We start from the raw sequence: 24,459 nt of genomic DNA on the forward strand, positions 1-24,459 counted from the left end.
ATGTGAAAAACGCGGCTTGATAGCCGCGTTTTTTTATTTGGTGCCAGCGGTTTGGGAGGTTAGGTTTCGCTTAATGCTCGCGCTTTTCGTTCAATCACTTTGACCATGCCGCGAAAAATGAACAAATGTGCCGGCATCATAGCAAACCAATAGAGGAGCCCACGACATCCTTTGGGGTGCCACCACGCTCGAATATCCAAAGTGCGTTGCCCATTGTCTTCGCGAATCGTAAATTCTAAGCGGCCTAAGCCGGGAGCGCGTAATCCAAACAGCAGTGATAAAAACTGGTTGGGCTCGCAGCGAATCACTTTCCAAGAATCAATATAATCACCGACTTGTAATTGAGGCCCCGGTGGACTGCGTCTGATGGGTTTACCTGCTCCGACGAGTACATCTAACCACTCTCTCAAGCGCCACAACACATTGGCGTAAAAATAGCCGTGTTGACGACTGCCAATATGTTGAATCACTTGCCAGAGCGCTTCGGCTGATACATCGGTTTTGAGGGTGGCGCCCGCTTGTTTGGGGTAATAACCAAAGCCGGGTTGCCAGCGATATAAGGCAACCGGATCATACCCCCACACTTTATTACGAATAAAATCCCCATCGTGTTTAATGGCTGCAGAGACGGCTTCCTCATAGGTCAATAAATGCTGGGGAAAACGGATTGAAATCGGCATGGAATTCGCGATGAAGTCATGCTCCAATCCGCCTAGGAGCGCTTTTCCTATTGGCGCCGGAACCGATGTGATGAGGGTGAGCCAATGTGAGGCCATATTGGGCGTCAGTAACGAGGTTGACCATAAACGATACGGTTTATTGGCTAAACGGCTGATAATTTTAAATTGCTCACGATAGGTCAGGACATTCGGTCCACCCACTTCGAGGATCTGATGCGTGGAAGGGGGCTCCATCACCAAGGCAAGCAAGTAATGATTAAGGTTATCTAACGCGATAGGGTTGGCTTTGGCATCGACCCATTTTGGGGTAATCAGTATGGGGAGGTTATACACAAAATCGCGCATAATTTCGAAGGCGGCGGAGCCTGGGCCAACGATGATCCCGGCTCTGAGTTCACTGATCGCAACGCCACTTTTTCTTAGGATATCGCCGGTCTTCTTACGTGCTTTCACATGCTCTGATGAACCGTATTTCGGCTGTAACGCACTGAGATAGATCACATGTTTGACGTGGCTGCCTTGCAGCGCGTGACTGACATTGTCCGCTAAGGACAATTCGTAATCGACGAAGTAATCTCCGTGCGACATGCCATGCACTAAGAAAAACACCGTATCGAAGTGAGGGAGCAAGGCGTTGACCGCTTCACTGTCTGCGAGATCCAATGCATGCAAGGTGAGGTTAGGGTGCTCTGTTAATTGTTTTTCTAGTGTTTCTCGCTGCCGCGCCGTCGCGGTGACTGTATGACCTTGTGATAATAACAAAGGGACCAGTTGTGACCCGATGTAGCCTGACGCGCCGAGAACAATAATATGTGTCATATAGCCATCCTTAATCGACAGGTAAAGCAATGCGCATTCTAACGCCTTCCCAGTCTGGCATTTTATGGGCGATCAACCCGCTGGAATACGCTGGTATTAAGCTTGGCGTGTTTGCTTGCTAAGCTTATGATCTTATTAGTTATCTAGGATTGCACATTCGATACTTAAATATGCTAACATAATCACATAAAAATGAGGGATTTCCTATCATGGTAGGCGCCGCTTTCGGCCGTATACCGAAAAAGCGTTACGTCTATCCCTTTATTCTTTATGCGAAAGTCCCGTTATCGTTGACGTCAGCGCGTCTGTTTTATGGTGATAAGGCTATGATGGTCTCCTTAATAGACACAATGAGCTTAACGCTTTCTCAACTGACGGTTTTCGTGTAGATTCGCATTTCCAAAATAATCACGGTGAGAGAAAGGATGTTAGAGCTGGTTAACTTATCCAAAGGCTATAAAGATGGAGGAGAATTCCATCCTGTACTTCAAGGGGCAAAGTTAACCGTTCACCGTGGCGAACAACTTGCCCTGATGGGGGAAAGTGGCTCGGGGAAAAGCACCTTACTCAATCTCATTTCTGGATTGGATGTGGTCGATAGTGGGGAGATTTGGTTTGATAATTTCCCCATGCATAACATTGACGAGAGGCAACGTACGCTATTTCGTCGTCGTAATATTGGTCATATATTTCAACAGTTTAATTTACTGCCAACACTCAATATTGCCGACAACATTCGCTTTTGTCGTCAGTTAAAAGGGTTGCCGCAAGATCCCGGTCTATGGCGACAAATACTCTCCGCGTTGGATCTCATGCCTTTACTTGGACGCTACCCGGAAGAAATGTCGGGCGGGCAGCAGCAGCGTGCTGCAATTGCTCGTGCGTTGTATATGGAGCCGAGCATCCTATTGGCTGATGAGCCAACTGGCAGTCTTGATGAGCGTAATGCAGAAGCGGTGATGCGGTTGCTTACTCATCTTGCGCGGGAAGTGTCCTGCACGTTATTACTGGTCACGCACAGTAAAAAGGTGGCGCAACATATGGATGGGTGCATTAAATTGCAAGGAGGACATCTGCATGTTATGGCCCGTAGTTAAAGCGCTACTTGGTCATTATCGCCGCTATCCAATGCAATTGGTACTGGTGTGGCTTGGTTTAACATTGGGCGTGTCACTGCTCTCTGGGGTCACGGCCATCAACCATTATGCTCGGCAATCCTATCAAAGTGGAGAGAAGCTGTTCTCGACGCCACTGTCTTATCGTATTCGTCCGCAACGCATGGCAGATCGGGTTCCGGAAGATGTCTATGTGGCATTGCGCCGCGCTGGTTTTTCTCAGTGTGTGCCGTTAGACAGCTATCCTATCACGACCGCCAATGGACAAGAGTTAACCTTGATGGGCATCGATCCCACTGCGATGCTGCCATTAAATCGCGGCTTGAAACTGACCGATGCGACAACGTTGGCATTGATGTATCCACCGTATCCGGTGATGGTCAGCGCCGATTTGGCAAAACGCCAGAAATGGCGGCAAGGTCAGAAAGTCACACTGGATAATGGCACGGTCATTGGCCCGGTGATGATTGACCATCAAGGTCAGGTGAAAGGGACACATGCCATTACGGATTTATCTGTGGTGCGTGCGTTAAAGCATGACTCGGGGTTAGGCGTTATCGCATGTGGCACGATGACGGCGAATCAGTTGCAAGCACTCAAAGACCATTTACCCGCTAATTTAGTGGTGGTGCGTACCGCTAAGCCGGAATTACAGCGACTGACCGAGGCGTTCCACCTAAATTTAACCGCGATGGGCATGCTGTCCTTTTTGGTCGGGCTGTTCATTTTCTATCAAGCCATGTCACTGTCGATGATTCAACGTCAGCCGCTGGTTGGGCTACTGCGCCAAGCGGGGGCTTCACACCGACAATTGGCACAAGCGATTACGTTAGAGCTGCTTGGATTAATTTTGGTGAGTTGGCTGTGTGGTAACGTGTTTGGCTTGATGTTGGCAAATCAAATCATTCCGTCGGTTTCGCAAAGTTTACGAGACTTGTATGAAGCGAACGTCGGGCTCTCCGTTCATTGGGATTGGAGCTGGAGCTTATACACCTTGATGATGGCGACGGCAGGGGCATTGTTGTCGTGCGCATGGCCGCTGGTACGTTTGCTCAAATCGCCACCGATTCGCCTGACGGCTAAGTTGTCATTGATTTGCTTTGCCGGGCGAGAATTTGCGATACAGGCCATATTGGCGTTTCTGCTCATCGTGGCCGCGTTGGTGATTCATCAGCTGCCTAAAACACAGATGCAGAGCTTTGCGTTGATCGGGTTGATTTTACTCAGTGTCGCGTTATTAACGCCTTATATTATATGGAAAACCTTTGATATTTTGTCGTTTCGTTTGCCTTGGGTCAAAGTGCGTTGGTTCTTTGCCGATGCGGCGGCGAGTATGAGTTTTCGAGGGATTGCCACCATGGCATTTATTATTGCAATGGCAGCCAATATTGGCGTGGAAACCATTGTTGGCAGCTTTCGTTTAACCACCGATAAATGGTTAGACGAACGTTTGGCCGCCGATTTGTACTTATATCCAAGCTCAGATAAAGCGTCGGTTGTCAGTCAATGGTTGGAAAAACAACCAGAAGTGAACGCGGTATGGTGGCGCTGGGAAAAAGATGTGTCTTCCAATAAAGGGACGCTGCAGGTTGTCAGTACCGGGAATTCCCCGCGGGAGCGAGATGCGCTGACCGTAAAATTGGCAGTGCCGCATTACTGGTATTTTCTGCACTCTTCGCGCGCAGTGATGATCAGTGAAACCTTAGCGTCCAAACACCATTTACGTCCTGGCGAATTTATCGATTTGCCAGCACCGATGGGTAAACATTGGTTGATTGCAGGGGTGTATTATGATTATGGCAATCCTTACGGACAAATCATGATGTCGCAACATCATTGGTTGTCGGCGTTTGTTGGGCAAGGTCGGGTTGGTTTGGCCGTATTAACGCGCGATCGACAGCATGATGTGGCTGAGCTTAAGTCTCGCCTGAATTCGCGGTTCTTGTTTGATGTTGAGCGAGTACACAGTAATAGCTATTTGCACACTCAGGCGATGAAAGTGTTCGACCGGACTTTCCTCATCACTGACACCTTAGGCAATATCACAATGCTCATTGCGGTATTCGGTATTTTCTTTGCCACTGTTGCGGGTGAGTTTTCTCGCAAGCGTCACGTGGCACTGCTGCGCGTGTTAGGGGTTTCAACCAAAGAGTTAGTCTGCATGGGGGCGTTACAATTACTGGTCTTTTGGGCGATTGCCGTGATCATTGCAATTCCGTTGGGCATTTGGTCTTCACAACTGATGATGAATGTCTTTATTCAAGACTCGTTTGGTTGGACGATGGATGTGCAAATGATCCCCGAGAAATACCTACAAACGGCGATGTTCTCTATGCTTGCATTATTAGTCGCAGGTGCGTTGCCTGTCCTGCGTTTGGTGCGTCGTTCTCCAATGAAATCGTTTCGGGATGCGGTTTAATGACAGCTCGTACTCTGCGTATTATTACCATTACTGCCATTATTGTGTTGTTTTTACTGATGGGCGCGGTCGGGTATCTGCTCTTTCAAACCCATAATGATACGCATCCGTTATCCATTAAATCAAGCAAGCAAGTGAGTGACACCTGGTACCGGACAGGCGATCACGCTACTGCCTCGCTGGCAGACTTGCGTAACGTTACCTTACCTACGGATTTTGCCTTTCATCCTCATTATCAACATGAATGGTGGACGATCGCGGCGAACGTCAAGACAGACGATGGTCATCACTATGGTATCCAGTGGCAATATATTCGCTTAGGACATGGTGGAGGAAGTCATACTCAGCTGTACCTCGCGCAAGTGACGATTTCTGATCGTGGTCATCATTGGTATGCGCAACGTATCGCCCGCAGTAGTTCAGCTCAGGCTGGCCTGCAAACAACCCCTTTTAATCTATGGATTGATAATTGGTATTTAGATGGAACGGGATCCGTGCCATTACCTGGAAAGTTACATGTAGCGACAGAGCAATGGAGTATGCAATTGGCGCTGGGGACGACGTCACAATGGGTACGCCCTGGTCAAAATGGGCGGCAACAGTGGGGTAAAACTCATGCTCAACACCCTGTAGGTAATGCATCATCGTTTGGATGGCAGGCCCCTATGGCGGATATTTCTGGTCGTTTAAGGTTGCCTCATCATGATAAGCCGATTCAGGTTTCTGGTCAGGCATGGTTGGGGCAACGATGGGGAAATCAATTATTGCTCCAACCTCAATCGGGTAGAGACTGGTTTGTTTTTCATTTTTCATCCGGCATGACTTTATCGGTTACGCGTTTTCGTCAAGCTGGAGAAAAGCCCCAGTTCCGCGGGGTGTTGACTTATCCGGGAGGTACGGTGGTGAATTTGTCTGCCCGCGATATCATCATGACACCGACATTAATGGGGGTGAGTGGTCAATCTCATTACATTCCTTATCAATGGAATATCCGTGTGCCTGACTATCATGTCAATTTGACCGCAACGGCAATCAACCGAGCTGACTGGTTACCCTTACTGGTACCGAGTTGGAGTGGCCCAATTAATGTCAGTGGTTCACACACCGCGACCGGATTTATGCAGTTAACTGGGTATTAGTTTGTCGTTTTCTTGACAGACAGGCCGCGTATATTGTGTTTTGAACTATACTCTTTATATCAGAATTTACGTGGCTAGACTTCTATTCTTTCGGTTTTTCCGATGAGTTTGTTCATTACAAGCGATTATTCAGATAGGTGATTTAAGGCTACACTGTATGATAAGTTGTTATCTTCAATACAATTATAAGGATAATTGAATGACTGCGCTGTTAACCAAGTTTTTTAAAACAGAATCGTCGGGTGGTATATTACTCGTTATTGCTGCAATCATAGCCATGATCGTCGCCAACTCCCCATTGTATGATCTGTATAATGGAACTTTGCACCAATATGTTTTGGGACTTTCAGTGGCACATTGGATTAACGATGGCTTAATGGCGATCTTTTTCCTATTGATAGGCCTTGAAGTTAAACGCGAACTATTGGATGGGGCGCTTCAGTCGAAAGAAACGGCAATATTTCCAGCGATCGCTGCCGTAGGGGGGATGTTGGCACCCGCACTGATTTATGTGGCCTTTAACGCCGAAGATCCGCAAGCGATACAAGGATGGGCGATTCCAGCGGCGACCGATATCGCATTTGCACTGGGTATTATGGCGCTATTAGGGCCGCGCGTTCCGGTCAGCTTAAAAGTATTCTTGTTGGCGCTTGCCATTATTGATGATTTGGGCGTGATCATCATTATCGCGTTATTCTATAGCAGTGATTTATCAACGATTGCATTAGGCGTCGGTTTTGTTGCGACAGCGGTATTATTTATTATGAATGCCAAACGCGTGACGAGTATTACGGCCTACATGATAGTGGGTGTGATTCTTTGGGTCGCCGTTCTGAAATCCGGTGTCCACGCGACGCTAGCGGGTGTGGTGATTGGTTTTGCTATCCCTCTCAAAGGGAAAACCGATGAGTCTCACAGTCCATTGGAGCGCTTAGAGCACGCTCTGCATCCTTACGTCTCTTTCGCTATTTTACCCTTGTTTGCGTTTGCCAATGCGGGTATCTCTTTGAAAGGGGTTTCCATTGATGGGTTGACCTCCATGTTACCGCTTGGTGCGGCATTAGGGCTCTTTATTGGTAAACCATTGGGCATCTTTACCTTCAGTTGGATTGCGGTTAAATCCGGGATTGCTCAGCTACCTAAAGGAGTGAATATGAAGCACATTTTCGCCGTAGCGGTGTTGTGCGGTATCGGCTTTACGATGTCGATATTCATCGCCTCGTTAGCCTTCGGCAGTGAGTTATCTCATTATGATACCTATGCGCGTTTGGGCATTTTGATGGGGTCAACCACGGCGGCAGTCGTCGGGTTTATACTATTGAGTTTGGCCTTGCCGAAAAAAGAAAATGTCTTGCATCCGATGACAGAAGAGCGTTAATTCTTACTTACGTCACTTCACTCAATATTGATTGCTTAAAGCCGCCCACTTGATGTGGGCGGCTTTGTTTTTGCTCGTCAATGGAGCTGTGCTTGTTGTGCTTAGCGGGTGGTTGATATCGCATGGATTCGACAAGGCTTGTTCGTGCGCGTGTTGTTTCTTACACAGGGCGCACCAAGATGTTGGAATGGTGTGCTTCAAAGTTTGGTCTTAGGCGTCGACAGAGAGGCAATAGAGCGTTACGAGAATGTGAATAATAAAAAAATCCGGTAAACAGGGTTTACCGGATGAGGTTGATGCCAATATTGGTATCACTTGAGCTGAGTGGCGTGGTGATGCCTATTATTAGACATCACCACATAGCCTCTTGGTCGTTGCTAGGCGATCAAGTGCTATAAGATAAAGTGTTTGAGTTCTTCATCCAACTGGCGAGATAGTAAAGCCAATTGCTCACTTTCCTTGGCAAGATAATTGGCCGCAGTAGACATCTCTGATGAGGAGTCATTGATACTGCTGACATTTTTGTTCATGTCTTCGGCTACGACACTTTGTTCTTCTGCTGCTGTGGCGATTTGCGCGGCATTGTCATTCACTTTTTGAATGTGATTGACGATCAGGCCTAAATCTTTTCCTGCATTTTCTGCGCGTTCCACACTCGAGTAGGCCAGTTTTTGACTCGCTTCCATCGAGTTGACTGAGGCCATCGCTAATTGCTGTAGTCGTGTGATTGTGGTCTGGATCTCATCCGTTGAATGATGGGTGCGGCTGGCTAAGTTACGCACTTCATCTGCCACTACGGCGAAACCTCTACCTTGCTCACCGGCACGTGCTGCTTCAATGGCAGCGTTAAGAGCCAGTAAGTTAGTTTGCTCGGAGATACCACTGATGACAGCCGTGACCGCACTGATTTCCATGACGCCTTCTTTCAGCTCGTTCACTTGTTTATTCGCAGCTTCCAGTTCATCGGTTAATGCTTTGATACTGTCGACACTCGCGTTAACATCGCGATCACCCGTACTGGCTTCTTGGGTAGCACTTTGCGTGTCTTGTGCGGTATCTTCTGCATGACGGGCCACTTCTGATACCGTTGCGCTCATTTCGTTCATAGCGGTGGCGAGGTTGCTTAATTGATTTTGCTGACTGCTGACAGCTAGGCTGGTTTCTTCTGCACTGGATGCGATTCGTATTGCCGCTCCCGAGACGGAATTGGCCGAATCAACGGAATTTTTTAAGGCCGTATGCACGTCTGAAATACTTTCATTAATGCCTCGTCCTAAAATACCAATCTCATCACGACCGTCATACTCAATGCGAGCGGTCATATCGCCTTTGGAAATTTTCTTCATGGTTTCCATAATCAAAGTGAGTGGATTGACGATAGAACGGCGAATAATAATACTGAGTGTGAACATCAAAATCATGACGAGTAACGCCACAATGGCCATATTGAGGATCTGCTTATACACCGCCGCATCAATATCATCGATACGAACGCCTGTGCCGACGACCCATCCCCATGGGGCAAAACCCTGAACATAGGCGACTTTTTTCGATTCTTCACCGTTAGGTTCGGGCCACGTATATTCAATTGTCCCATGGTTACCCCCATCAGCGATTGAGACGACCTCTTTCCAAAACTCTAATTGCCCCGAGGCCGAACCGGGTTCGCCCATTTGCTGGCCGATTATTTTTGGATTGGGATGAACCAATAAGAATCGTTGTGGGTTCATAACGAACAGATAGTTATTATCCGAATAGCGAAATTCAGTAAGCAGCTTTTTGGCCATCGCTTTGGCTTGCTCTTCTGGATAGGTGTTATTAAGGTAAGCCAACTGTTTAATGGTACCTTGAACGATGGAGGTTAACTGGGCTTTACGTTCATTCTTTAGGCCGTCGTTGAGTTCGCTTGCGGCCAAACAGAGAAGGAGAATGAATCCCAGTAAACTGGCTGAGGTCAATATTGTGAACTTACGGCCAACCTTGATATGTTTTAGTTGAAGCATATTGATGTACCACCTAGCAAATTGGTCTAATTTTTATGTGAAATAAGGTTTGCGGGGGGATCCGACTGTGTACGAATATTTTTTCCCCATCTAAGGTTGGCCTAAGACGGTTTTTTTTCTAATTTGAACCTAGCATAATGTTAAATAGATCAAGTTTTTTAGAAAAATATAAACTTGCCCATTTGGTTGAAAAAAAATGAAAAACGGCTATGTCAACCGACCATTTTTCTCTATTTATCGAGGTTGAATCCTTGTTCAAGGAGAGCGTTACCGCCACGCTAGCGACTCTCGCTTGGTGAGGCGAATAAAATAAGAAAACGAATGCCTATTATCAAATAGATCCGGACATGACATACTCACAAAAACACCACGAATCCATTGACGCGATTGCGGCTAATTTGGCGCTTAATGGAAGTGATAGGACTTCATGTCCACATAGCCGGTAAATCAGAGGTAGAGATCCATGCTAAAAATAGCAATGTTAAGTACAGGCGAAGAAGTCTTACATGGTGATATTGTCGATACTAATGCGGCTTGGTTAGGCCAAGAATGCTTTCGTCATGGTTTTGCGCTGTGTAAGCGTTCGACCGTCGGAGATGCGAAGCAGGCGTTAGTCGAAGAGTTGACCATGCTCGCGTTTAATTGTGATGTCGTGATTGTAAATGGTGGTTTAGGCCCCACCACTGATGATTTGAGTGCTGAAGCGGCCGCAGACGCTGCGAGTCTCCCCTTAGTCTTGTTTGAATCTTGGGTAGAGACGATGCGTCACTATTTTAATAGCCGCCATAAAACCATGCCGCAGAGCAACATAAAACAAGCGATGCTTCCGGAAGGCGCGCAAATTATACCGAACCCAATAGGAACGGCTTGCGGGTTTAAGATGAAGATTCATGACTGCTGGTTTTATTTTACTCCCGGAGTGCCGAGTGAGTTTAAGCGGATGGTTGAAGAGCAGATCATACCGGACTTACACGTTATGTACCCCGATCAAGCTGGGCAAGAGTGTAGCTACTTCTATACCTTTGGTTCTTCCGAATCCGGGCTTTCAGATCGTTTGGATAAATTGCAGTTACCACAAGGGTATTCGTTGGGATACCGTTCGTATTTACCGTTTATTGAGGTCAAACTGTTTGGTCCCAAAGGGGATAATGAACGGCGTTTAAAAGTCGCAAAATTGATTTTTCAACATATCGAGCCGTACACGGTCAGTATTGATCAGCCTATGCTCGACCATTTGGGTCAGCTTGTTGCGAGCAAAGGTCTGCGTTTATCGATTGCTGAACAGTCGACGAAAGGCTGGTTATCTCATTGGTTGATGAGCAATCCAGAGATTGAGTCACGCAGTGGACATAACTGGATTTTAAGTCATGATGTTGAAGCAGACTTGGGTGAAAGCGATGGGTTGGCACCTGTGTTTGCATTGGCAGGGGCGACGCGTGATAAATGCGGGACAGAATTGGCGTTGGTGACGGGGCCTCTCTCTGAAGAAGGACAGTTTTCGATAGCACTCTCAGCACCAGAAGGTGAATGGGGGCAAATTTTCCGCTTTACCCGCCAATATTCTGCGGATGATCAAAAAATGTTGATCGGTACGTTGCTTTCGGACATGCTCAGACGGTATCTCTCAGGCAAGCCAGTACTCACACAATGTGGTGGAGCAGAAGAAGTGAAAGCGTTATTTATTCCCGCGAGTGAGTTGGTTTAAATTTCCCCTTTTTCGGTGACATCGTCACTTAGTATTACTGTAGGGTTATGATTTTTAATCTTATTATACGATTTAACGAAAATGTTATTTAATATGCTTAATTAGTCTAATTACTAAGCGTATGATTTTGATGTGATGCTGAAGAAACCGTAAAAATTGTGCTTTTTCCTGCTTCGATTGTCGTTACACTGAAAGCTCTAAATAACCAAGGAAGTGTCACGAGGCAGGTATGTTTAATCAATCGAAAATATCAGTTTGGTATGCAGTATCTAGTCAAAAAGTAGTGTTGGGAGAGATACTTAGTCATAGTGGTTACGATATGGTCTCACTTTGGCGGGGTATTCCATTTTATCAAGAAGATCAGGATGATCTGGGCTATCGTTTATCACTATTTGATGCAGATGGACGTGAGATTGGTGCAAAAGCGGTATCCGGTGCATTTGTAGAAGATTTTTTGTTAAGTGAAAAATAGATTAAAGATTAAAAAAAGCCAGAGCATCAGCGTCTGGCTTTTTTTATGACAGAGAGGTCATCAAGCAAACTTGGAGCTAGGTTGATAATTCACTTCGTCGAGCTGAAGCGCTGTTTTTGCTTTACTGATGCAAGGCAGCACTTCACCCGGTTGAAGAAATGCCATAGCAAAGCCAACATATTCCACCGAACCACTGGTTAATTTGCAGCGACAGGCGCCACAGTGTCCATCACGGCAATTGTATTCGGGCTCTAAGCCGGCTTTCTCCATGGTTTCCAATAACGTATCTGATGTATTGGATTCAATCACTAAATGTTTGTTGATTTTGACCGCTGCCATTACAGTTCGAAGCCCTCAAAGTCATCAGAGCTGATTTCGTTATCAATTTGACCGACTAAATAAGAACTGATTTCTGCTTCTTGTGGCGCGACTTGCACGTTATCTGACGACAACCAAGCATTGATCCAAGGAATTGGGTTCGTTGTCGCTTCTGGATAAGCGGCTTCTAGGCCCACTGCCTGCATACGAATATTGGTAATATATTCAACATACTGACACAAGATATCCTTGTTCAGGCCAATCATAGAGCCATCTTTGAAAAGATATTCCGCCCATTCTTTTTCTTGCTCGGCCGCTTCTTTAAAGATATCAAAACATTCTTGCTTGGCTTCTTCTGCAATTTGTAGGAATGAGAAGTCATCCATACCATTGCGAAGTAGGTTCAACATATGCTGTGTCCCTGTGAGATGCAGTGCTTCATCACGGGCGATCAATTTAATGATTTTGGCATTGCCTTCCATCAGTTCACGTTCAGCAAAGGCAAAGGAACAGGCAAAGCTGACATAGAAGCGAATAGCTTCGAGCGCGTTGACTGACATCAAGCACAAATACAACTGTTTTTTCAAGCCATTCAGACTGACCGTTACTTCTTTGCCATTGATGTTGTGGGTACCTTCACCATAGCGATGGTAATCATTGGACAGCGTGATAAGTTCATCGTAGTACTTGGAAATATCCCCAGCACGTTTGACGATATATTCGTTTTCGACAATGTCATCAAACACGAGAGCAGGATCGTTAACAATATTACGAATGATATGTGTGTAAGAGCGAGAGTGAATGGTTTCTGAGAAAGACCAGGTTTCAATCCACGTTTCCAATTCTGGCAGCGACACCAACGGCAATAAAGCCACGTTTGGACTGCGACCTTGGATTGAATCGAGCAAGGTTTGGTATTTCAAGTTCGAGATGAAAATGTGCTTTTCATGCTCAGGTAACTTAGCGTAATCGATTCGATCAGAAGAGACGTCGACTTCTTCTGGACGCCAGAAGAATGACAGTTGTTTCTCGATCAGTTTTTCAAAAATTTCATATTTTTGTTGGTCATAACGCGCCACGTTGACAGGTTGACCTAAGAACATGGGTTCTTTCAACTGGTTATTTTTAATCTGTGTAAAAGTACTATAAGCCATGTCACTTCATCCGTTATGCATCTTTACCAACCAGTATGTGAGTAAAGACGTGAGAATTTATAGGTTAATGCTCGAATGGAGCAGGGGAGACACACTACCATGTGCTCCCCTTTGAGTTCTTGTCGAATACGGTTAAATCTTACAACCGCCGCCAGCACAATCGTCATCTTGAGGTTGCACCGCATCGTTTTGGGCATCTGATGCGCCATCACGAGTGTTATGGTAGTACAGCGTTTTGACACCATATTTATACGCAGTGAGCAGATCTTTGAGTAACTGCTTCATTGGTACTTTACCTGAGCCATACACACTTGGATCATAGTTAGTGTTCGCTGAAATCGATTGGTCAACGAATTTCTGCATGATACCAACAAGGTGTAAATAGCCGTCATTACCGCGGATATTCCACAGTAACTCGTAATTGTCTTTGTACTTGCTGTACTCAGGCACCACCTGCTTAAGGATACCATCTTTCGATGCTTTGACCGAGACGAAGCCACGTGGTGGCTCAATACCATTGGTGGCATTCGAGATTTGTGACGAGGTCTCTGACGGCATTAATGCAGTTAACGTCGAGTTACGTAAGCCGTGGGTCATAATATCCTGACGTAGCGTGTCCCAGTCGTAATGCAGCGATTCATCACAAATCGCATCCAAGTCTTTCTTGTACGTGTCGATTGGCAATTTGCCTTGAGCGTACGTTGTTTCATGGAACGATGGGCAACGACCGCGTTCTTTTGCTAGCTCCAGCGATGCTTTGAGCAAGTAATACTGAATGGCTTCAAAGGTACGATGGGTCAGAGCCAATGCACTGTCATCTGAGTATTTCACGCCATTTTTGGCTAAGTAATACGCATAGTTAATCACACCCACACCCAGTGTGCGGCGGTTCATGGTTGAAACGCGTGCAGCGGGTAGAGGGTAGTCTTGATAGTCGAGTAACGAGTCGAGTGCGCGTACAACAAGATCTGAGAGCTCTTCGAAATCATCCAGAGAGTGTATCTCACCAAGGTTGAATGCGGAGAGCGTACACAGTGCAATTTCGCCTTGATCATCTTCGACGTTTGATAGCGGTTTGGTCGGTAGAGCCACTTCCAAACATAAGTTGGACTGACGTACTGGCGCGACTTTCTCATCAAATGGGCTGTGCGTGTTACAGTGGTCGACGTTTTGAATATAGATTCGACCGGTTGAAGCACGTTCTTGCATCAACAATGAGAATAAATCGACCGCTTTGACGGTTTCTTTCTTAATCGCAGGATCGTTTTCGTATTGAACATATAGACGTTCAAATTCGTCCTGGTCTTGGAAGAAAGCATCGTACAGACCGGGTACATCAGAAGGTGAGAAGAGTGAGATATTGCCGCCATCAACCAGACGTTGATACATCAACTTATTCAACTGTACGCCGTAGTCCATGTGACGAACACGGTTCTCTTCCACACCACGGTTGTTTTTCAGCACTAATAGAGATTGCGCTTCGCCGTGCCATAGTGGATAGAATACTGTTGCGGCGCCACCACGAACCCCACCTTGTGAGCAGCATTTCACTGACGTTTGGAAGTACTTATAAAATGGGATACAACCAGTATGGAAAGCTTCACCGCCACGAATTTCTGACCCTAATGCACGAATGCGACCCGCGTTAATACCGATGCCAGCACGTTGTGACACGTAACGCACGATGGAACTTGCTGTGGCATTGATCGAGTCAAGGCTATCGCCACATTCAATTAATACACAAGAACTGAATTGGCGTGTTGGAGTACGCACCCCAGACATGATCGGGGTAGGTAATGAAATTTTGAACGTCGATGTCGCATCATAAAAACGTTTGATGTAGTCCAAACGCGTTTCTTTCGGGTAGTTTTCGAATAAGCAGGCTGCGACCAACATGTACAAGAACTGCGCGCTTTCGTAGATTTGACCTGTCACGCGGTTTTGAACGAAGTATTTTCCTTCTAATTGTTTCACTGCCGCATACGAGAAGTTCAAATCGCGGTTGTGATCAATGTAGGAATCAAGAATATCAAATTCTTCTTCTGTGTAGTCTTCAATCAGATGTTTGTCGTACTTACCCAGTTCCACCATTTTAGTGACTTGATCGAAAAGTCGTGGTGGCTGGTACTCACCATAGGCTTTCTTGCGTAAATGGAAAATGGCAAGACGTGCAGCCAAATACTGATAATCAGGACTCTCTTCTGAGATAAGATCAGCTGCAGATTTGATGATGGTTTCATGAATATCAGAAGTAGTGATGCCTTCATAGAACTGAATATGAGCGCGAAGTTCTACTTGAGAAACTGAAACATTAGTTAAACCTTCTGCCGCCCATGTGATTACGCGGTGAATCTTATCTAAGTTGATTTTTTCTGTACGGCCATCACGCTTAGTGACAGTGAGTTCTTGGTTCATTCTGCTTTATTTCCCTAATGAAACTGAAAAAACGGCATTATGCGTTTGAATGCTTGCTAATGCCGCTTTCTTCAAAAAAGCTCACCCTATATCTAGTGGGTCAAAACACTATATGTAGGGGTCTGTATGTTTTCGTATTACAAGATAGTGCTATTGAGGGGCTATTGCAAGCCTGAGATCTTGGACAATTTGTGGATAACTCGACAAACAAAAAAAAACGGTTAGTAATCGCTAACTGAGAACAAACGGTTAGGATTGGAGCGAGAATTTTGCTTTCCTGTAATCGATTTATTATCGACCAAATCAAAAAAAAATCGCTTGATCTTTCCTTCAAAAACGCTCTCGATAATTTGTTGGATAAACCAACAACGATTGCTCAAATCCGCGCCTTTCTACGTTTTGTAGAGACGCGCGCGGATTCAGCGCTGAGTCATGACTGATTAAGAAGCGCGAGTGTGCACAATATAATTCACATCCACATTACGACCCAAGCGATAGGTATCCGTTAATGGGTTGTAGAGCAAGCCAGTGATGCCCTGTGATTGCAGAGAGGTATTATCGACCATCGACATCAGTTCCGATGGACGGATAAATTTATTATGATCGTGAGTATTGTTGGGCACGATTTTCAAGAGTTTTTCTGCACCGACAATCGCAAACAGATAGGATTTGAAATTACGGTTGAGTGTTGAGAAAAAAACGTCACCGCCGGGTTTCACCAGTTCACAGCAGGCGCTGATCACGGACTGTGGGTCTGGGACGTGTTCTAACATTTCCATGCACGTCACCACATCATAATGATGGCGATGCGTGGTTGCATGATCTTCAATGGTGCTTTGAATGTAAGACAGTTGGGTCCCAGTTTCGAGTGCGTGTAAGCGAGCCACTTCTAAGGGTTCTTTACCCATATCTAAACCCGTGACGTCGGCGCCTTCTTTCGCCATACTTTCTGCCAAGATGCCACCACCGCAGCCCACATCCAGTACCGTTTTGCCAAAGAGTCCGTTTGCCTTGTCCATCACATACTGTAGCCTTAATGGATTAATCTGGTGTAAGGGCTTGAATTCGCCGTTTAAATCCCACCAGCGTGAAGCCATATCTTCAAATTTTTTAATTTCGAGCGGATCAACATTCTGTGATTGTGTCATGGGAGCCTACTAATCGTTTATCGCCATTGAATAAGGAGAGGGTATTATAACTTTCCGGTGCAAGTTTCCTAGCGGTTGGCTCATATTCTTGCTTAGGTGATGTTTTTTTGTTCGATGGTGGTGGGCGGAACTGAAGATCGGTGTTTTTATCATCAACCACAGTGGACTTCATATCACATGCTAATAAAAGGACAGGGAAAGTAATGCCGAAGTTTCGATTTTTGTGTTATATTTTTTCACCTTATACGTATCAATTATATTCAGACAAAATAATGATTGGGTGTTTAAGGACTGATGAGTCGTGAAACCCGCCTTACTTTCGGTTCTGAATATACCGATCAAACTATAGAGGGATAATGGCTCTATGAGCGATCTTGCTAAAGAGATCACGCCCATCAACATTGAGGACGAGCTTCGCGGTTCATACCTCGACTATGCGATGTCAGTTATCGTTGGTCGTGCTCTTCCTGATGTGCGTGATGGCCTAAAACCAGTACACCGTCGTGTGCTATTTGCAATGAATGTACTGGGAAATGACTGGAATAAACCTTATAAAAAATCCGCCCGTGTGGTCGGAGACGTAATTGGTAAGTATCACCCACACGGGGATACCGCGGTATATGACACGATTGTGCGTATGGCACAGCCTTTCTCACTGCGTTATATGCTGGTGGATGGCCAAGGTAACTTTGGTTCGATCGATGGTGACTCAGCGGCGGCTATGCGTTATACGGAAGTCCGTATGGCCAAAATGGCGCATGAGCTATTGGCTGATCTAGACAAAGATACTGTTGATTATGTTGATAACTATGACGGTACGGAACGCATTCCAGCGGTGCTACCAACGAAAATTCCAAACCTACTGGTCAACGGTTCGTCTGGTATTGCTGTCGGTATGGCGACCAATATTCCGCCTCATAACTTGAACGAAGTGGTAAGTGGCTGTCTTGCTTACATCGATAATGAAGACATCACTATTGATGAGTTGATGGAATACATTCCTGGCCCAGATTTCCCGACAGCGGCGATGATCAGTGGGCGTAAAGGGATTGTGGATGCTTACAAAACAGGACGCGGTAAGATTTACATGCGTTCTAAGGCGAATATCGAAGCGGACAAGCATGGTCGCGAAACCATTATTGTCACTGAGATTCCCTACCAAGTGAACAAAGCGCGGTTGATTGAGAAAATTGCTGAGCTGGTGAAAGATAAAAAAGTCGAAGGCATTAGCGCTCTGCGTGATGAATCCGACAAAGAAGGTATGCGCATTGTTATCGAATGTAAGCGTGATGCGGTAGGTGAAGTTGTTCTAAACAACCTTTATACCAATACGCAATTGCAAACGACATTCGGCATTAACATGGTGGCATTGAACGAAGGCCAACCGCAGCTGTTTAATTTAAAAGACATGCTGAAGTGCTTCGTTAACCACCGTCGTGAAGTCGTCACGCGTCGTACGGTTTACGAACTGCGTAAAGCGCGCGATCGTGCTCATATCTTGGAAGGGTTAGCGTTAGCGCTTGCCAATATCGATGAAGTGATTGAGCTGATTCGTCAAGCAGCAACACCAGCAGAAGCGAAAACTGGCTTAATTTCCCGTGGTTGGGAATTGGGTCATGTTGCCAGCATGCTAGAGCGTGCCGGTGATGAAGGTACGGCTCGCCCAGCTTGGTTAGAACCAGAGTTTGGTATTCGTGATGGTATGTATTACCTCACGGAGCAACAAGCGCAAGCGATTCTTGAATTGCGTTTGCACCGTCTAACCGGTCTAGAACATGAAAAAATTCTAGAAGAATATAAAGGCCTATTAGACCAAATCGCTGAGTACTTACATATTCTGGCCAGCACGGAACGTTTGATGGAAGTGATTCGTGAAGAGCTGGAAATTGTTCGTGACAATTTCGGTGATGAACGTCTGACAGAAATCACCGCAGCGAGCCATGATATTGACATGGAAGAGCTGATTGCTCGTGAGAATGTTGTTGTGACGTTGTCACATGAAGGCTATGTGAAATACCAAATCCTGAGTGATTATGAAGCGCAACGTCGTGGTGGTCGTGGTAAGAGTGCCACCCGCATGAAAGACGAAGACTTTATTGAGCGTCTTCTGGTTGCGAATACTCATGACAATATTTTGTGTTTCTCAACACGAGGTAAAGCTTATCGCTTGAAAGTTTATCAACTGCCGCATGCGACTCGTACGGCCCGTGGTAAACCGATCGTGAATATTTTACCGCTTGAGCCAGAAGAGCGCATTACGGCCATTCTTCCGGTGAGTGAATATTCTGAAGATCACTACATCTTTATGGCAACCAGCGATGGTACCGTGAAGAAAACCTCGTTAGATCAGTTCTCTAACGTGCGTAAGAACGGTTTGATCGCTGTTAACTTACGTGACGAGGATTCACTGATTGGTGTCGATATTACGCATGGCGATAATGACATCATGCTGTTCTCGGCATCCGGTAAAGTGGTTCGCTTTAACGAAAGCCACGTGCGAGCAATGGGACGGACGGCATCGGGTGTACGTGGTATGAAGTTACCAGAAGGTGACCATGTCATGTCGTTGATTGTGCCGCATACCGAGGGTGATATTCTGACCGTGACACAAAACGGTTACGGTAAACGGACGCAACTTGCCGAATACCCAGCGAAGAGCCGTGCCACTCAAGGTGTGGTTTCTATCAAAGTCTCTGAGCGTAATGGCTCGGTCGTTGGTGCCGTTCAGGTTGATGAGCGTGATGAATTCATGATGATCACTAATGCGGGAACGTTAGTGCGTACTCGTGTTGATGAAGTCAGCCAAGTGGGTCGTAATACGCAAGGCGTTACTCTGATTCGTACGTCGGAAGGCGAAGATGTGGTTGCGTTGCAACGCATCGAAGAAATCGCAGAAGAAGATTTACCGGTAGAGAGTGATGAGTCAGTGACACCCGTCGACGCGCAAACATCAGCAGATGATGTGAGTGACTCTGACCAAGCCGTCGATAATGATGACGACGTTGATTCCGATGAGTCTTAATATAGATTGATCGTTATTATGAACGTGAAAAAGCCGAAGATGATCTTCGGCTTTTTTTTTGCCTGCATCGGCTAATCAATACCTTACGGTTGATCGATGATGGGGTCTCATCAGTCACAAGGTGTTAACGATCAAAGGCGAGTCGATTTGGATCCTTTTCAGAAAAAGACGTTAGGTTTCTTATAATGATAAGTGTCTACAATCGTTAATTTTTTTCTCTGTTTCACCTTTCTTTTTCTATACTTAATAAATAAACAGCGCTCTGCACTGGTGACTGGGATGTGAGTTCATGCTTACTGAGGGGGAGCATTGTCACGATAAACCTATTTTTTGTGACTTTTGTCCCAAAGACATTGTTTATTTGGCATGAATAAATGAAAAATGGTATTATTTTTGAGACTTAAGTAAAGTTTATGGGGAATGGCATTGGAACAAGAAGCAATTATTCAATTAAAACAGGATTTCTATAAGCGCATAAGTTTGCTACAGGCGAATGCGATGCCTCAATGTAAACCAACCTTATCGTTTTTGACGCAAGAAGAGTTAAAAGAACTCGAACAAGTTTGGATTGAATTGACCATGTGGAAGAACAATCAGCGTCATTGATCGCTGCATCATTCTATTGCCCCATAGATAAACCCGATATTGCCAGTATCGAGTTTTTTTGTTGTTGTCGTATCGCGTTGACTGGCTGCTGACCATTGAAAACCCGTATTTTTGCCCCCATAGTAAGACTAACAAAAAATAGAAATTGTCTGCGTGTTTCGCTAAGATGCAGCAACAATGAATAAAGTGAGTAAAGATATGGCGGAAGTAAGAGCCAGAGTCGACTTAAAAGTCGGCGCTAACAGCAATATTGATGCTGAAATTTTATCATTTCGTGGTTTAAATACGGACAAGGAACATGTTGCATTAATATTTAAACACGCGGATCAACAAGCGGTTCCTCTCGTGCGTATGCACTCTGAATGTTTAACGGGGGATGTCTTCCATTCTTCTCGTTGTGATTGTGGTGAACAACTGGATGAAACGCTCGCGAAAATGGGGAATACCGGCGGTATCATATTGTATTTACGCCAAGAAGGGCGAGGTATTGGTTTGTACAATAAAATCGATGCTTACAAGTTACAAAGCGAAGGGATGGATACCTATCAAGCGAACAACCATTTAGGCTTTCCGGATGATCTGCGTGATTTCTCTGAAGCGGCTCAAATGTTACAGGCACTGAATGTCGATAAAATTCGTTTAGTCACCAACAATCCTAAAAAAATTCATGACCTCAAAGAATTCGGTATTGAGATTGTCGATGTGGTGCATACGAGTGCTCATATTAAAGACGGTAATGAAGAGTATTTAAAAGCAAAGGTCTCACACGGCCATCATCAGCTCAAGCTCACTTAATGCAATTCCTTCCGATATGAAAGCTCCAGTCGCCACTGGAGCTTTTTTATTATATCTCGCCTAATCATTGATTTAATTAGTGTAATAATGGGTAACGGGAGTGCGCAAAGAGAAAAACTTTGCCATACTCTTTAAGCGATACACAGTGACGGATGTCCGTAATGATCAAATTGATAGCCTGTTGTTTCTTTGTTGCCACTCTGTGCTTTTCCCATACGTTATATGCACAAAGCCTGAACGCATTTGTGCAACGCGGCTGGATTTCACCGAAAGAGCCGATTACGTATTTTCTCGAGTACCCAACGCGACTTGAACAAATTTATACGCATAATCAGTTTCAGCGTTTATGGCAGAATCGGCAAGATAGGCAAGCGCTCGATATGCAACTGGCCTTAATTCAAGAGGCCAGAGTCAGCCCTTTATTCGACCGCCAGCGTAAGTATTTGCGTCTCTATGAATCTCGCCGGGATTGGCAACGCTATGATGTACTTGCAACGGATACGTTACTGCTTTACTTGCAGTATGCACATTATGCGCCGATGCGGGGGCAATACTGGTTTTTTAAGCGGCCGTTAAACGCGCCGTTACCCCCACCGAGCGCCTCTGTTATTGCAGACGTTCAGCAGGCTGGCGCCGATTTGACTCTGACTCAATTGATCCTCAGTGCGACGCCAAAACGCGATGCTTACTGGCAGTTGGTCTCCGCTTATCGCTTTTTGTCGCAGCATAACGAGGAGACGATTCCAGTTTTCCATTTAGAGGGTCGTTTGAATCAGGAACTGACACCGCTACAGAAAAGGACACTGGTTGGGCGATTAGCATTAGTCAATATTGATGTTAGCGATATTGATCGTCATTCATCCCATGTTGGTCAGCCGTTAGACACTGCCATCAAGACATTCCAAAACATGCATGGACTGAAGGTGAGTGGACAGTTAGACAGAGCCACGTTGCGATGGTTGAATATGCCCATCGTTCAGCGACGTTATCTATTGGCCGTCAATGCCGAACGCATACGACTATGGGCAGATACGGCAGCATCCTATGTACAAGTTAATATTCCTGCTTATCACATGCAATATTGGTATCAGGGACATTTGGCATTTGAATCGAATGTCATTGTAGGGCGTGAGAGCCGACCAACACCGATAATGAATACGCGTTTGCAAACCGTGGTATTTAATCCCACTTGGAATGTTCCTTATCGTATTATGATGGACGACATTTTACCTAAAATGCAGCGCGACCCGCATTATTTAGACTCCCATCAGCTAGAGGTCATTCACAGTTGGCGAAATCCGACGCCGGTCGAACCTCAATCGATTGACTGGCAGCACGTTGACGCGTCACAGACGTTTCCTTATCGCTTACGTCAAAAAGCGGGCCGTCATAATTCTCTTGGTGAATATAAGTTTGTTACGCCCAATCGCCGAGCGATTTATTTACACGATACCCCACATAAGTATTTGTTTGCTCGCCAACAACGCGCCTTAAGCTCAGGATGTGTCAGAGTGGAACATGCTAAGCAGTTTGCACAAGTGTTAATGAAACAGCCCGGAGCAAAGTCTTCTGCCGATACTCAACCGCAGGATGCATTGGCTGCGAATCGGCGGGTGCGTTTGCAGCACTCTATTCCGGTACAACTGATTTATCAAACGGCATGGTATGCCAAGGGTGAGGTTCATTACCGTGCAGACATTTATCAGCACGATCGTCTACCAGAGCCACGAACCTCAGCGGCTGCTTGGCAGGATGTGTCGGCTCGCTTGTCAAAATAAAGCCACAGTGTCATAGTAACAAACAATACGAATAGCTAAGGTTTTAACGTTTATGTCTCTACAATATCAAGTGGTTCCAGTCACGGCTTTTGCACAGAACTGTTCAATCGTATGGTGCGATGAAACGATGGAAGGCATTGTGGTGGATCCGGGGGGCGATGCGCAGCAGCTCGCGACGATTGTCGAGCAACTGAACGTAAAAGTGGTCAAGATTGTGCTGACTCATGGTCACTTGGATCATGTCGGGGGCACGCAGGAGTTGGTCCAACGATTGGGTTCAATGCCGATTATTGGACCACATCAAGCGGATACGTTTTGGTTAGAAGGCATGGCGCAGCAATGTCAAATGTTTGGCTTTGAACCCGTTTCGCCGTTTTTGCCCGACCAATGGCTACAAGACGGTGACCGCGTGTCCTTTGGTCAAGAAACGTTATCTGTGTATCATACGCCAGGACATACCCCAGGACATGTGGTTTTATTTAGTGAGAGTCATCGATTATTGATTGTGGGTGATGTTCTATTTAACGGCAGTATTGGCCGCACAGATTTTCCTCAAGGAGACTTTAATCAGCTAGTGCATTCGATTAAAACCAAGCTGTGGCCACTGGGTAACGATGTCACTTTTCTACCGGGACATGGGCCTAAATCCACCATTGGTCAGGAGAGAGCGAGCAATCCCTTTGTCGGCGATGAAGTACCGCTGTAGCGCTTTATGTGGACTCTGGCTCGGCGGCGGCAAGATACCGCCGAGCCAATCCTACAAACTCTTCAGGACTGCGATCTAAGTCCGATGCAGACACATACACATCATACCCATGAAACTCCCTCTGATAGCGCATACGGTTGGCTAACATTCCCATGAGACCCGCATATCGATGTCCATGTTCATCATAATAGGGCTCTGAATCCAGCAGAATATCTTCTAAAGCATACTGAGGATGACGTTTGACGCCAAGATACAATAAGGAACGTTGATCCATAAGAATATCACTGGCGATCCGTGGACAAATACTCTGTAAATAGGGCGGATAGTGTTTTAAACGAATGCCAACCCAAGGGAGCGGTTCTCTCCAGCCATCGGCACGTACGTCTTGACAAATATCAATCCGACTAATGTTATTCCACTTAACGACCCATCCGCCTTTGGCGAGATGTTGTTGAAGATGCGTGGCGGTGAGGGTGTACTGGACTCGACTGCTGATTAATAGCCAGTAACTCACTCCCCAAAGCAAACTGACTAATACTGCGACTGCGATAGCAATCGGTAAGGTAGGCGAAAACATGATGGCAACCAGCGCGACAATGACGCCCGCTAGACTGAGTAATCTAAAGCTTTTAGAGCTGGTATCCCATGTATGATTATGAAGATGTAAGGTTTGCATAAAGGTTCTTCGTCATTTGTAAAGCCAATTTTAGTGCCATGGATTTTAGTTAATAAATCGCCAACTAATGGACAAATAATAGCCGCTTGTCGGTGAAACGGCGCTTTTTTA

The 24,459-nt window shown here is 45.8% G+C and carries 18 protein-coding genes; 11 read left to right on the plus strand and 7 right to left on the minus strand.

Annotated features, from left to right (window positions below; translation table 11 throughout):
• Positions 1-59: 59 nt before the first annotated feature.
• Entirely contained in the window at positions 60-1,499 is a 1,440-nt protein-coding gene (locus EAE30_RS11390) for a DUF2867 domain-containing protein (protein ID WP_123016024.1), read from the minus strand.
• Between the two features lie 425 nt (positions 1,500-1,924).
• Here EAE30_RS11390 and EAE30_RS11400 point away from each other — a divergent pair, with 425 nt between their 5' ends.
• From EAE30_RS11400 to nhaA, 4 genes are all read left to right on the plus strand, one after another.
• Entirely contained in the window at positions 1,925-2,596 is a 672-nt protein-coding gene (locus tag EAE30_RS11400; RefSeq protein ID WP_123016026.1) for an ABC transporter ATP-binding protein, read from the plus strand.
• On the plus strand, positions 2,577-5,033 hold the full coding sequence (locus EAE30_RS11405) for an ABC transporter permease (RefSeq protein ID WP_123016027.1): 2,457 nt from the start codon (positions 2,577-2,579) through the stop codon (positions 5,031-5,033). The genes EAE30_RS11400 and EAE30_RS11405 overlap by 20 nt, the downstream gene beginning before the upstream one ends.
• Positions 5,033-6,172 carry a lipocalin-like domain-containing protein gene (locus tag EAE30_RS11410; RefSeq protein ID WP_123016028.1) on the plus strand — a complete coding sequence of 380 codons (1,140 nt, stop codon included), beginning with the start codon at positions 5,033-5,035 and terminating at the stop codon, positions 6,170-6,172. The genes EAE30_RS11405 and EAE30_RS11410 overlap by 1 nt, the downstream gene beginning before the upstream one ends.
• A gap of 199 nt (positions 6,173-6,371) precedes the next feature.
• Entirely contained in the window at positions 6,372-7,550 is a 1,179-nt protein-coding gene (nhaA, locus tag EAE30_RS11415) for a Na+/H+ antiporter NhaA (RefSeq protein WP_123016029.1), read from the plus strand.
• A 392-nt stretch (positions 7,551-7,942) separates the two neighbouring features.
• Here the strand turns inward: nhaA and EAE30_RS11420 are convergent, their stop codons facing one another.
• A complete protein-coding gene (locus EAE30_RS11420) occupies positions 7,943-9,553 on the minus strand; it encodes a methyl-accepting chemotaxis protein (protein ID WP_123016030.1) in 1,611 nt (536 codons plus the stop codon).
• Between the two features lie 463 nt (positions 9,554-10,016).
• Between EAE30_RS11420 and EAE30_RS11425 the strand changes: the two genes are divergently transcribed.
• Together EAE30_RS11425 and EAE30_RS11430 are read left to right on the plus strand one after the other, a co-directional pair.
• Positions 10,017-11,258, plus strand: coding sequence for a CinA family nicotinamide mononucleotide deamidase-related protein (locus tag EAE30_RS11425; protein WP_123016031.1), 1,242 nt, complete (start codon positions 10,017-10,019; stop codon positions 11,256-11,258).
• Positions 11,259-11,487: 229 nt separating this feature from the next.
• Complete coding sequence (locus tag EAE30_RS11430; protein WP_123016032.1) at positions 11,488-11,730, plus strand: 30S ribosomal protein S6 modification protein; 243 nt, start codon at positions 11,488-11,490, stop codon at positions 11,728-11,730.
• Positions 11,731-11,790: 60 nt separating this feature from the next.
• On the opposite strand, the gene yfaE is transcribed toward EAE30_RS11430, so the two are convergent.
• The 4 genes from yfaE to ubiG all read right to left on the minus strand — a co-directional run bounded on the left by yfaE (position 11,791) and on the right by ubiG (position 16,765).
• On the minus strand, positions 11,791-12,069 hold the full coding sequence (gene yfaE, locus EAE30_RS11435; protein ID WP_123016033.1) for a class I ribonucleotide reductase maintenance protein YfaE: 279 nt from the start codon (positions 12,067-12,069) through the stop codon (positions 11,791-11,793).
• A complete protein-coding gene (gene nrdB / locus EAE30_RS11440) occupies positions 12,069-13,202 on the minus strand; it encodes a class Ia ribonucleoside-diphosphate reductase subunit beta (protein WP_123016034.1) in 1,134 nt (377 codons plus the stop codon). Before nrdB ends, yfaE begins: the two co-directional genes overlap by 1 nt.
• 132 nt (positions 13,203-13,334) lie before the next feature.
• On the minus strand, positions 13,335-15,617 hold the full coding sequence (nrdA, locus tag EAE30_RS11445) for a class 1a ribonucleoside-diphosphate reductase subunit alpha (RefSeq protein ID WP_123016035.1): 2,283 nt from the start codon (positions 15,615-15,617) through the stop codon (positions 13,335-13,337).
• A 440-nt stretch (positions 15,618-16,057) separates the two neighbouring features.
• Complete coding sequence (gene ubiG / locus EAE30_RS11450) at positions 16,058-16,765, minus strand: bifunctional 2-polyprenyl-6-hydroxyphenol methylase/3-demethylubiquinol 3-O-methyltransferase UbiG (protein WP_123016036.1); 708 nt, start codon at positions 16,763-16,765, stop codon at positions 16,058-16,060.
• 364 nt (positions 16,766-17,129) lie between these two features.
• Between ubiG and gyrA the strand changes: the two genes are divergently transcribed.
• The 5 genes from gyrA (at position 17,130) to EAE30_RS11475 (ending at position 23,672) form a co-directional block, all read left to right on the plus strand.
• Positions 17,130-19,787 (plus strand): DNA topoisomerase (ATP-hydrolyzing) subunit A, encoded by a 2,658-nt coding sequence (gyrA, locus tag EAE30_RS11455; RefSeq protein WP_123016037.1) that lies wholly within the window; start codon positions 17,130-17,132, stop codon positions 19,785-19,787.
• Positions 19,788-20,207: 420 nt separating this feature from the next.
• Positions 20,208-20,393: a hypothetical protein gene (locus EAE30_RS11460; RefSeq protein WP_123016038.1), complete on the plus strand. Its 186-nt coding sequence runs from the start codon at positions 20,208-20,210 to the stop codon at positions 20,391-20,393.
• A 177-nt stretch (positions 20,394-20,570) separates the two neighbouring features.
• A complete protein-coding gene (ribA, locus tag EAE30_RS11465) occupies positions 20,571-21,188 on the plus strand; it encodes a GTP cyclohydrolase II (protein WP_123016039.1) in 618 nt (205 codons plus the stop codon).
• 161 nt (positions 21,189-21,349) lie between these two features.
• Complete coding sequence (locus EAE30_RS11470; RefSeq protein ID WP_164711839.1) at positions 21,350-22,966, plus strand: L,D-transpeptidase family protein; 1,617 nt, start codon at positions 21,350-21,352, stop codon at positions 22,964-22,966.
• Between the two features lie 52 nt (positions 22,967-23,018).
• The gene (locus tag EAE30_RS11475; RefSeq protein WP_123016041.1) at positions 23,019-23,672 is read left to right on the plus strand and encodes an MBL fold metallo-hydrolase; all 654 of its coding nucleotides are present in this window, start codon (positions 23,019-23,021) and stop codon (positions 23,670-23,672) included.
• Between the two features lie 4 nt (positions 23,673-23,676).
• Here EAE30_RS11475 and EAE30_RS11480 read toward each other — a convergent pair whose 3' ends face one another.
• Entirely contained in the window at positions 23,677-24,348 is a 672-nt protein-coding gene (locus tag EAE30_RS11480) for a DUF2982 domain-containing protein (protein WP_123016042.1), read from the minus strand.
• Positions 24,349-24,459: the final 111 nt, after the last annotated feature.

The sequence above is a fragment of the Vibrio zhugei genome, assembly GCF_003716875.1.
Lineage (GTDB): Bacteria > Pseudomonadota > Gammaproteobacteria > Enterobacterales > Vibrionaceae > Vibrio > Vibrio zhugei.

What these genes read in the sequence shown, in the direction of transcription:
- EAE30_RS11405 (WP_123016027.1), top strand. Translation starts at nt 2,577, where the DNA reads ATGTTATGGCCCGTAGTTAAAGCGCTACTTGGTCATTATCGCCGCTAT.
- EAE30_RS11430 (WP_123016032.1), top strand. Translation starts at nt 11,488, where the DNA reads ATGTTTAATCAATCGAAAATATCAGTTTGGTATGCAGTATCTAGTCAA.
- EAE30_RS11460 (WP_123016038.1), top strand. Translation starts at nt 20,208, where the DNA reads ATGGCATTGGAACAAGAAGCAATTATTCAATTAAAACAGGATTTCTAT.
- EAE30_RS11425 (WP_123016031.1), top strand. Translation starts at nt 10,017, where the DNA reads ATGCTAAAAATAGCAATGTTAAGTACAGGCGAAGAAGTCTTACATGGT.
- yfaE (WP_123016033.1), bottom strand. Translation starts at nt 12,069, where the DNA reads ATGGCAGCGGTCAAAATCAACAAACATTTAGTGATTGAATCCAATACA.
- nrdA (WP_123016035.1), bottom strand. Translation starts at nt 15,617, where the DNA reads ATGAACCAAGAACTCACTGTCACTAAGCGTGATGGCCGTACAGAAAAA.
- EAE30_RS11470 (WP_164711839.1), top strand. Translation starts at nt 21,350, where the DNA reads ATGATCAAATTGATAGCCTGTTGTTTCTTTGTTGCCACTCTGTGCTTT.
- ribA (WP_123016039.1), top strand. Translation starts at nt 20,571, where the DNA reads ATGAATAAAGTGAGTAAAGATATGGCGGAAGTAAGAGCCAGAGTCGAC.
- gyrA (WP_123016037.1), top strand. Translation starts at nt 17,130, where the DNA reads ATGAGCGATCTTGCTAAAGAGATCACGCCCATCAACATTGAGGACGAG.
- nrdB (WP_123016034.1), bottom strand. Translation starts at nt 13,202, where the DNA reads ATGGCTTATAGTACTTTTACACAGATTAAAAATAACCAGTTGAAAGAA.
- EAE30_RS11410 (WP_123016028.1), top strand. Translation starts at nt 5,033, where the DNA reads ATGACAGCTCGTACTCTGCGTATTATTACCATTACTGCCATTATTGTG.
- EAE30_RS11390 (WP_123016024.1), bottom strand. Translation starts at nt 1,499, where the DNA reads ATGACACATATTATTGTTCTCGGCGCGTCAGGCTACATCGGGTCACAA.
- EAE30_RS11400 (WP_123016026.1), top strand. Translation starts at nt 1,925, where the DNA reads ATGTTAGAGCTGGTTAACTTATCCAAAGGCTATAAAGATGGAGGAGAA.
- nhaA (WP_123016029.1), top strand. Translation starts at nt 6,372, where the DNA reads ATGACTGCGCTGTTAACCAAGTTTTTTAAAACAGAATCGTCGGGTGGT.
- EAE30_RS11475 (WP_123016041.1), top strand. Translation starts at nt 23,019, where the DNA reads ATGTCTCTACAATATCAAGTGGTTCCAGTCACGGCTTTTGCACAGAAC.
- EAE30_RS11480 (WP_123016042.1), bottom strand. Translation starts at nt 24,348, where the DNA reads ATGCAAACCTTACATCTTCATAATCATACATGGGATACCAGCTCTAAA.
- ubiG (WP_123016036.1), bottom strand. Translation starts at nt 16,765, where the DNA reads ATGACACAATCACAGAATGTTGATCCGCTCGAAATTAAAAAATTTGAA.
- EAE30_RS11420 (WP_123016030.1), bottom strand. Translation starts at nt 9,553, where the DNA reads ATGCTTCAACTAAAACATATCAAGGTTGGCCGTAAGTTCACAATATTG.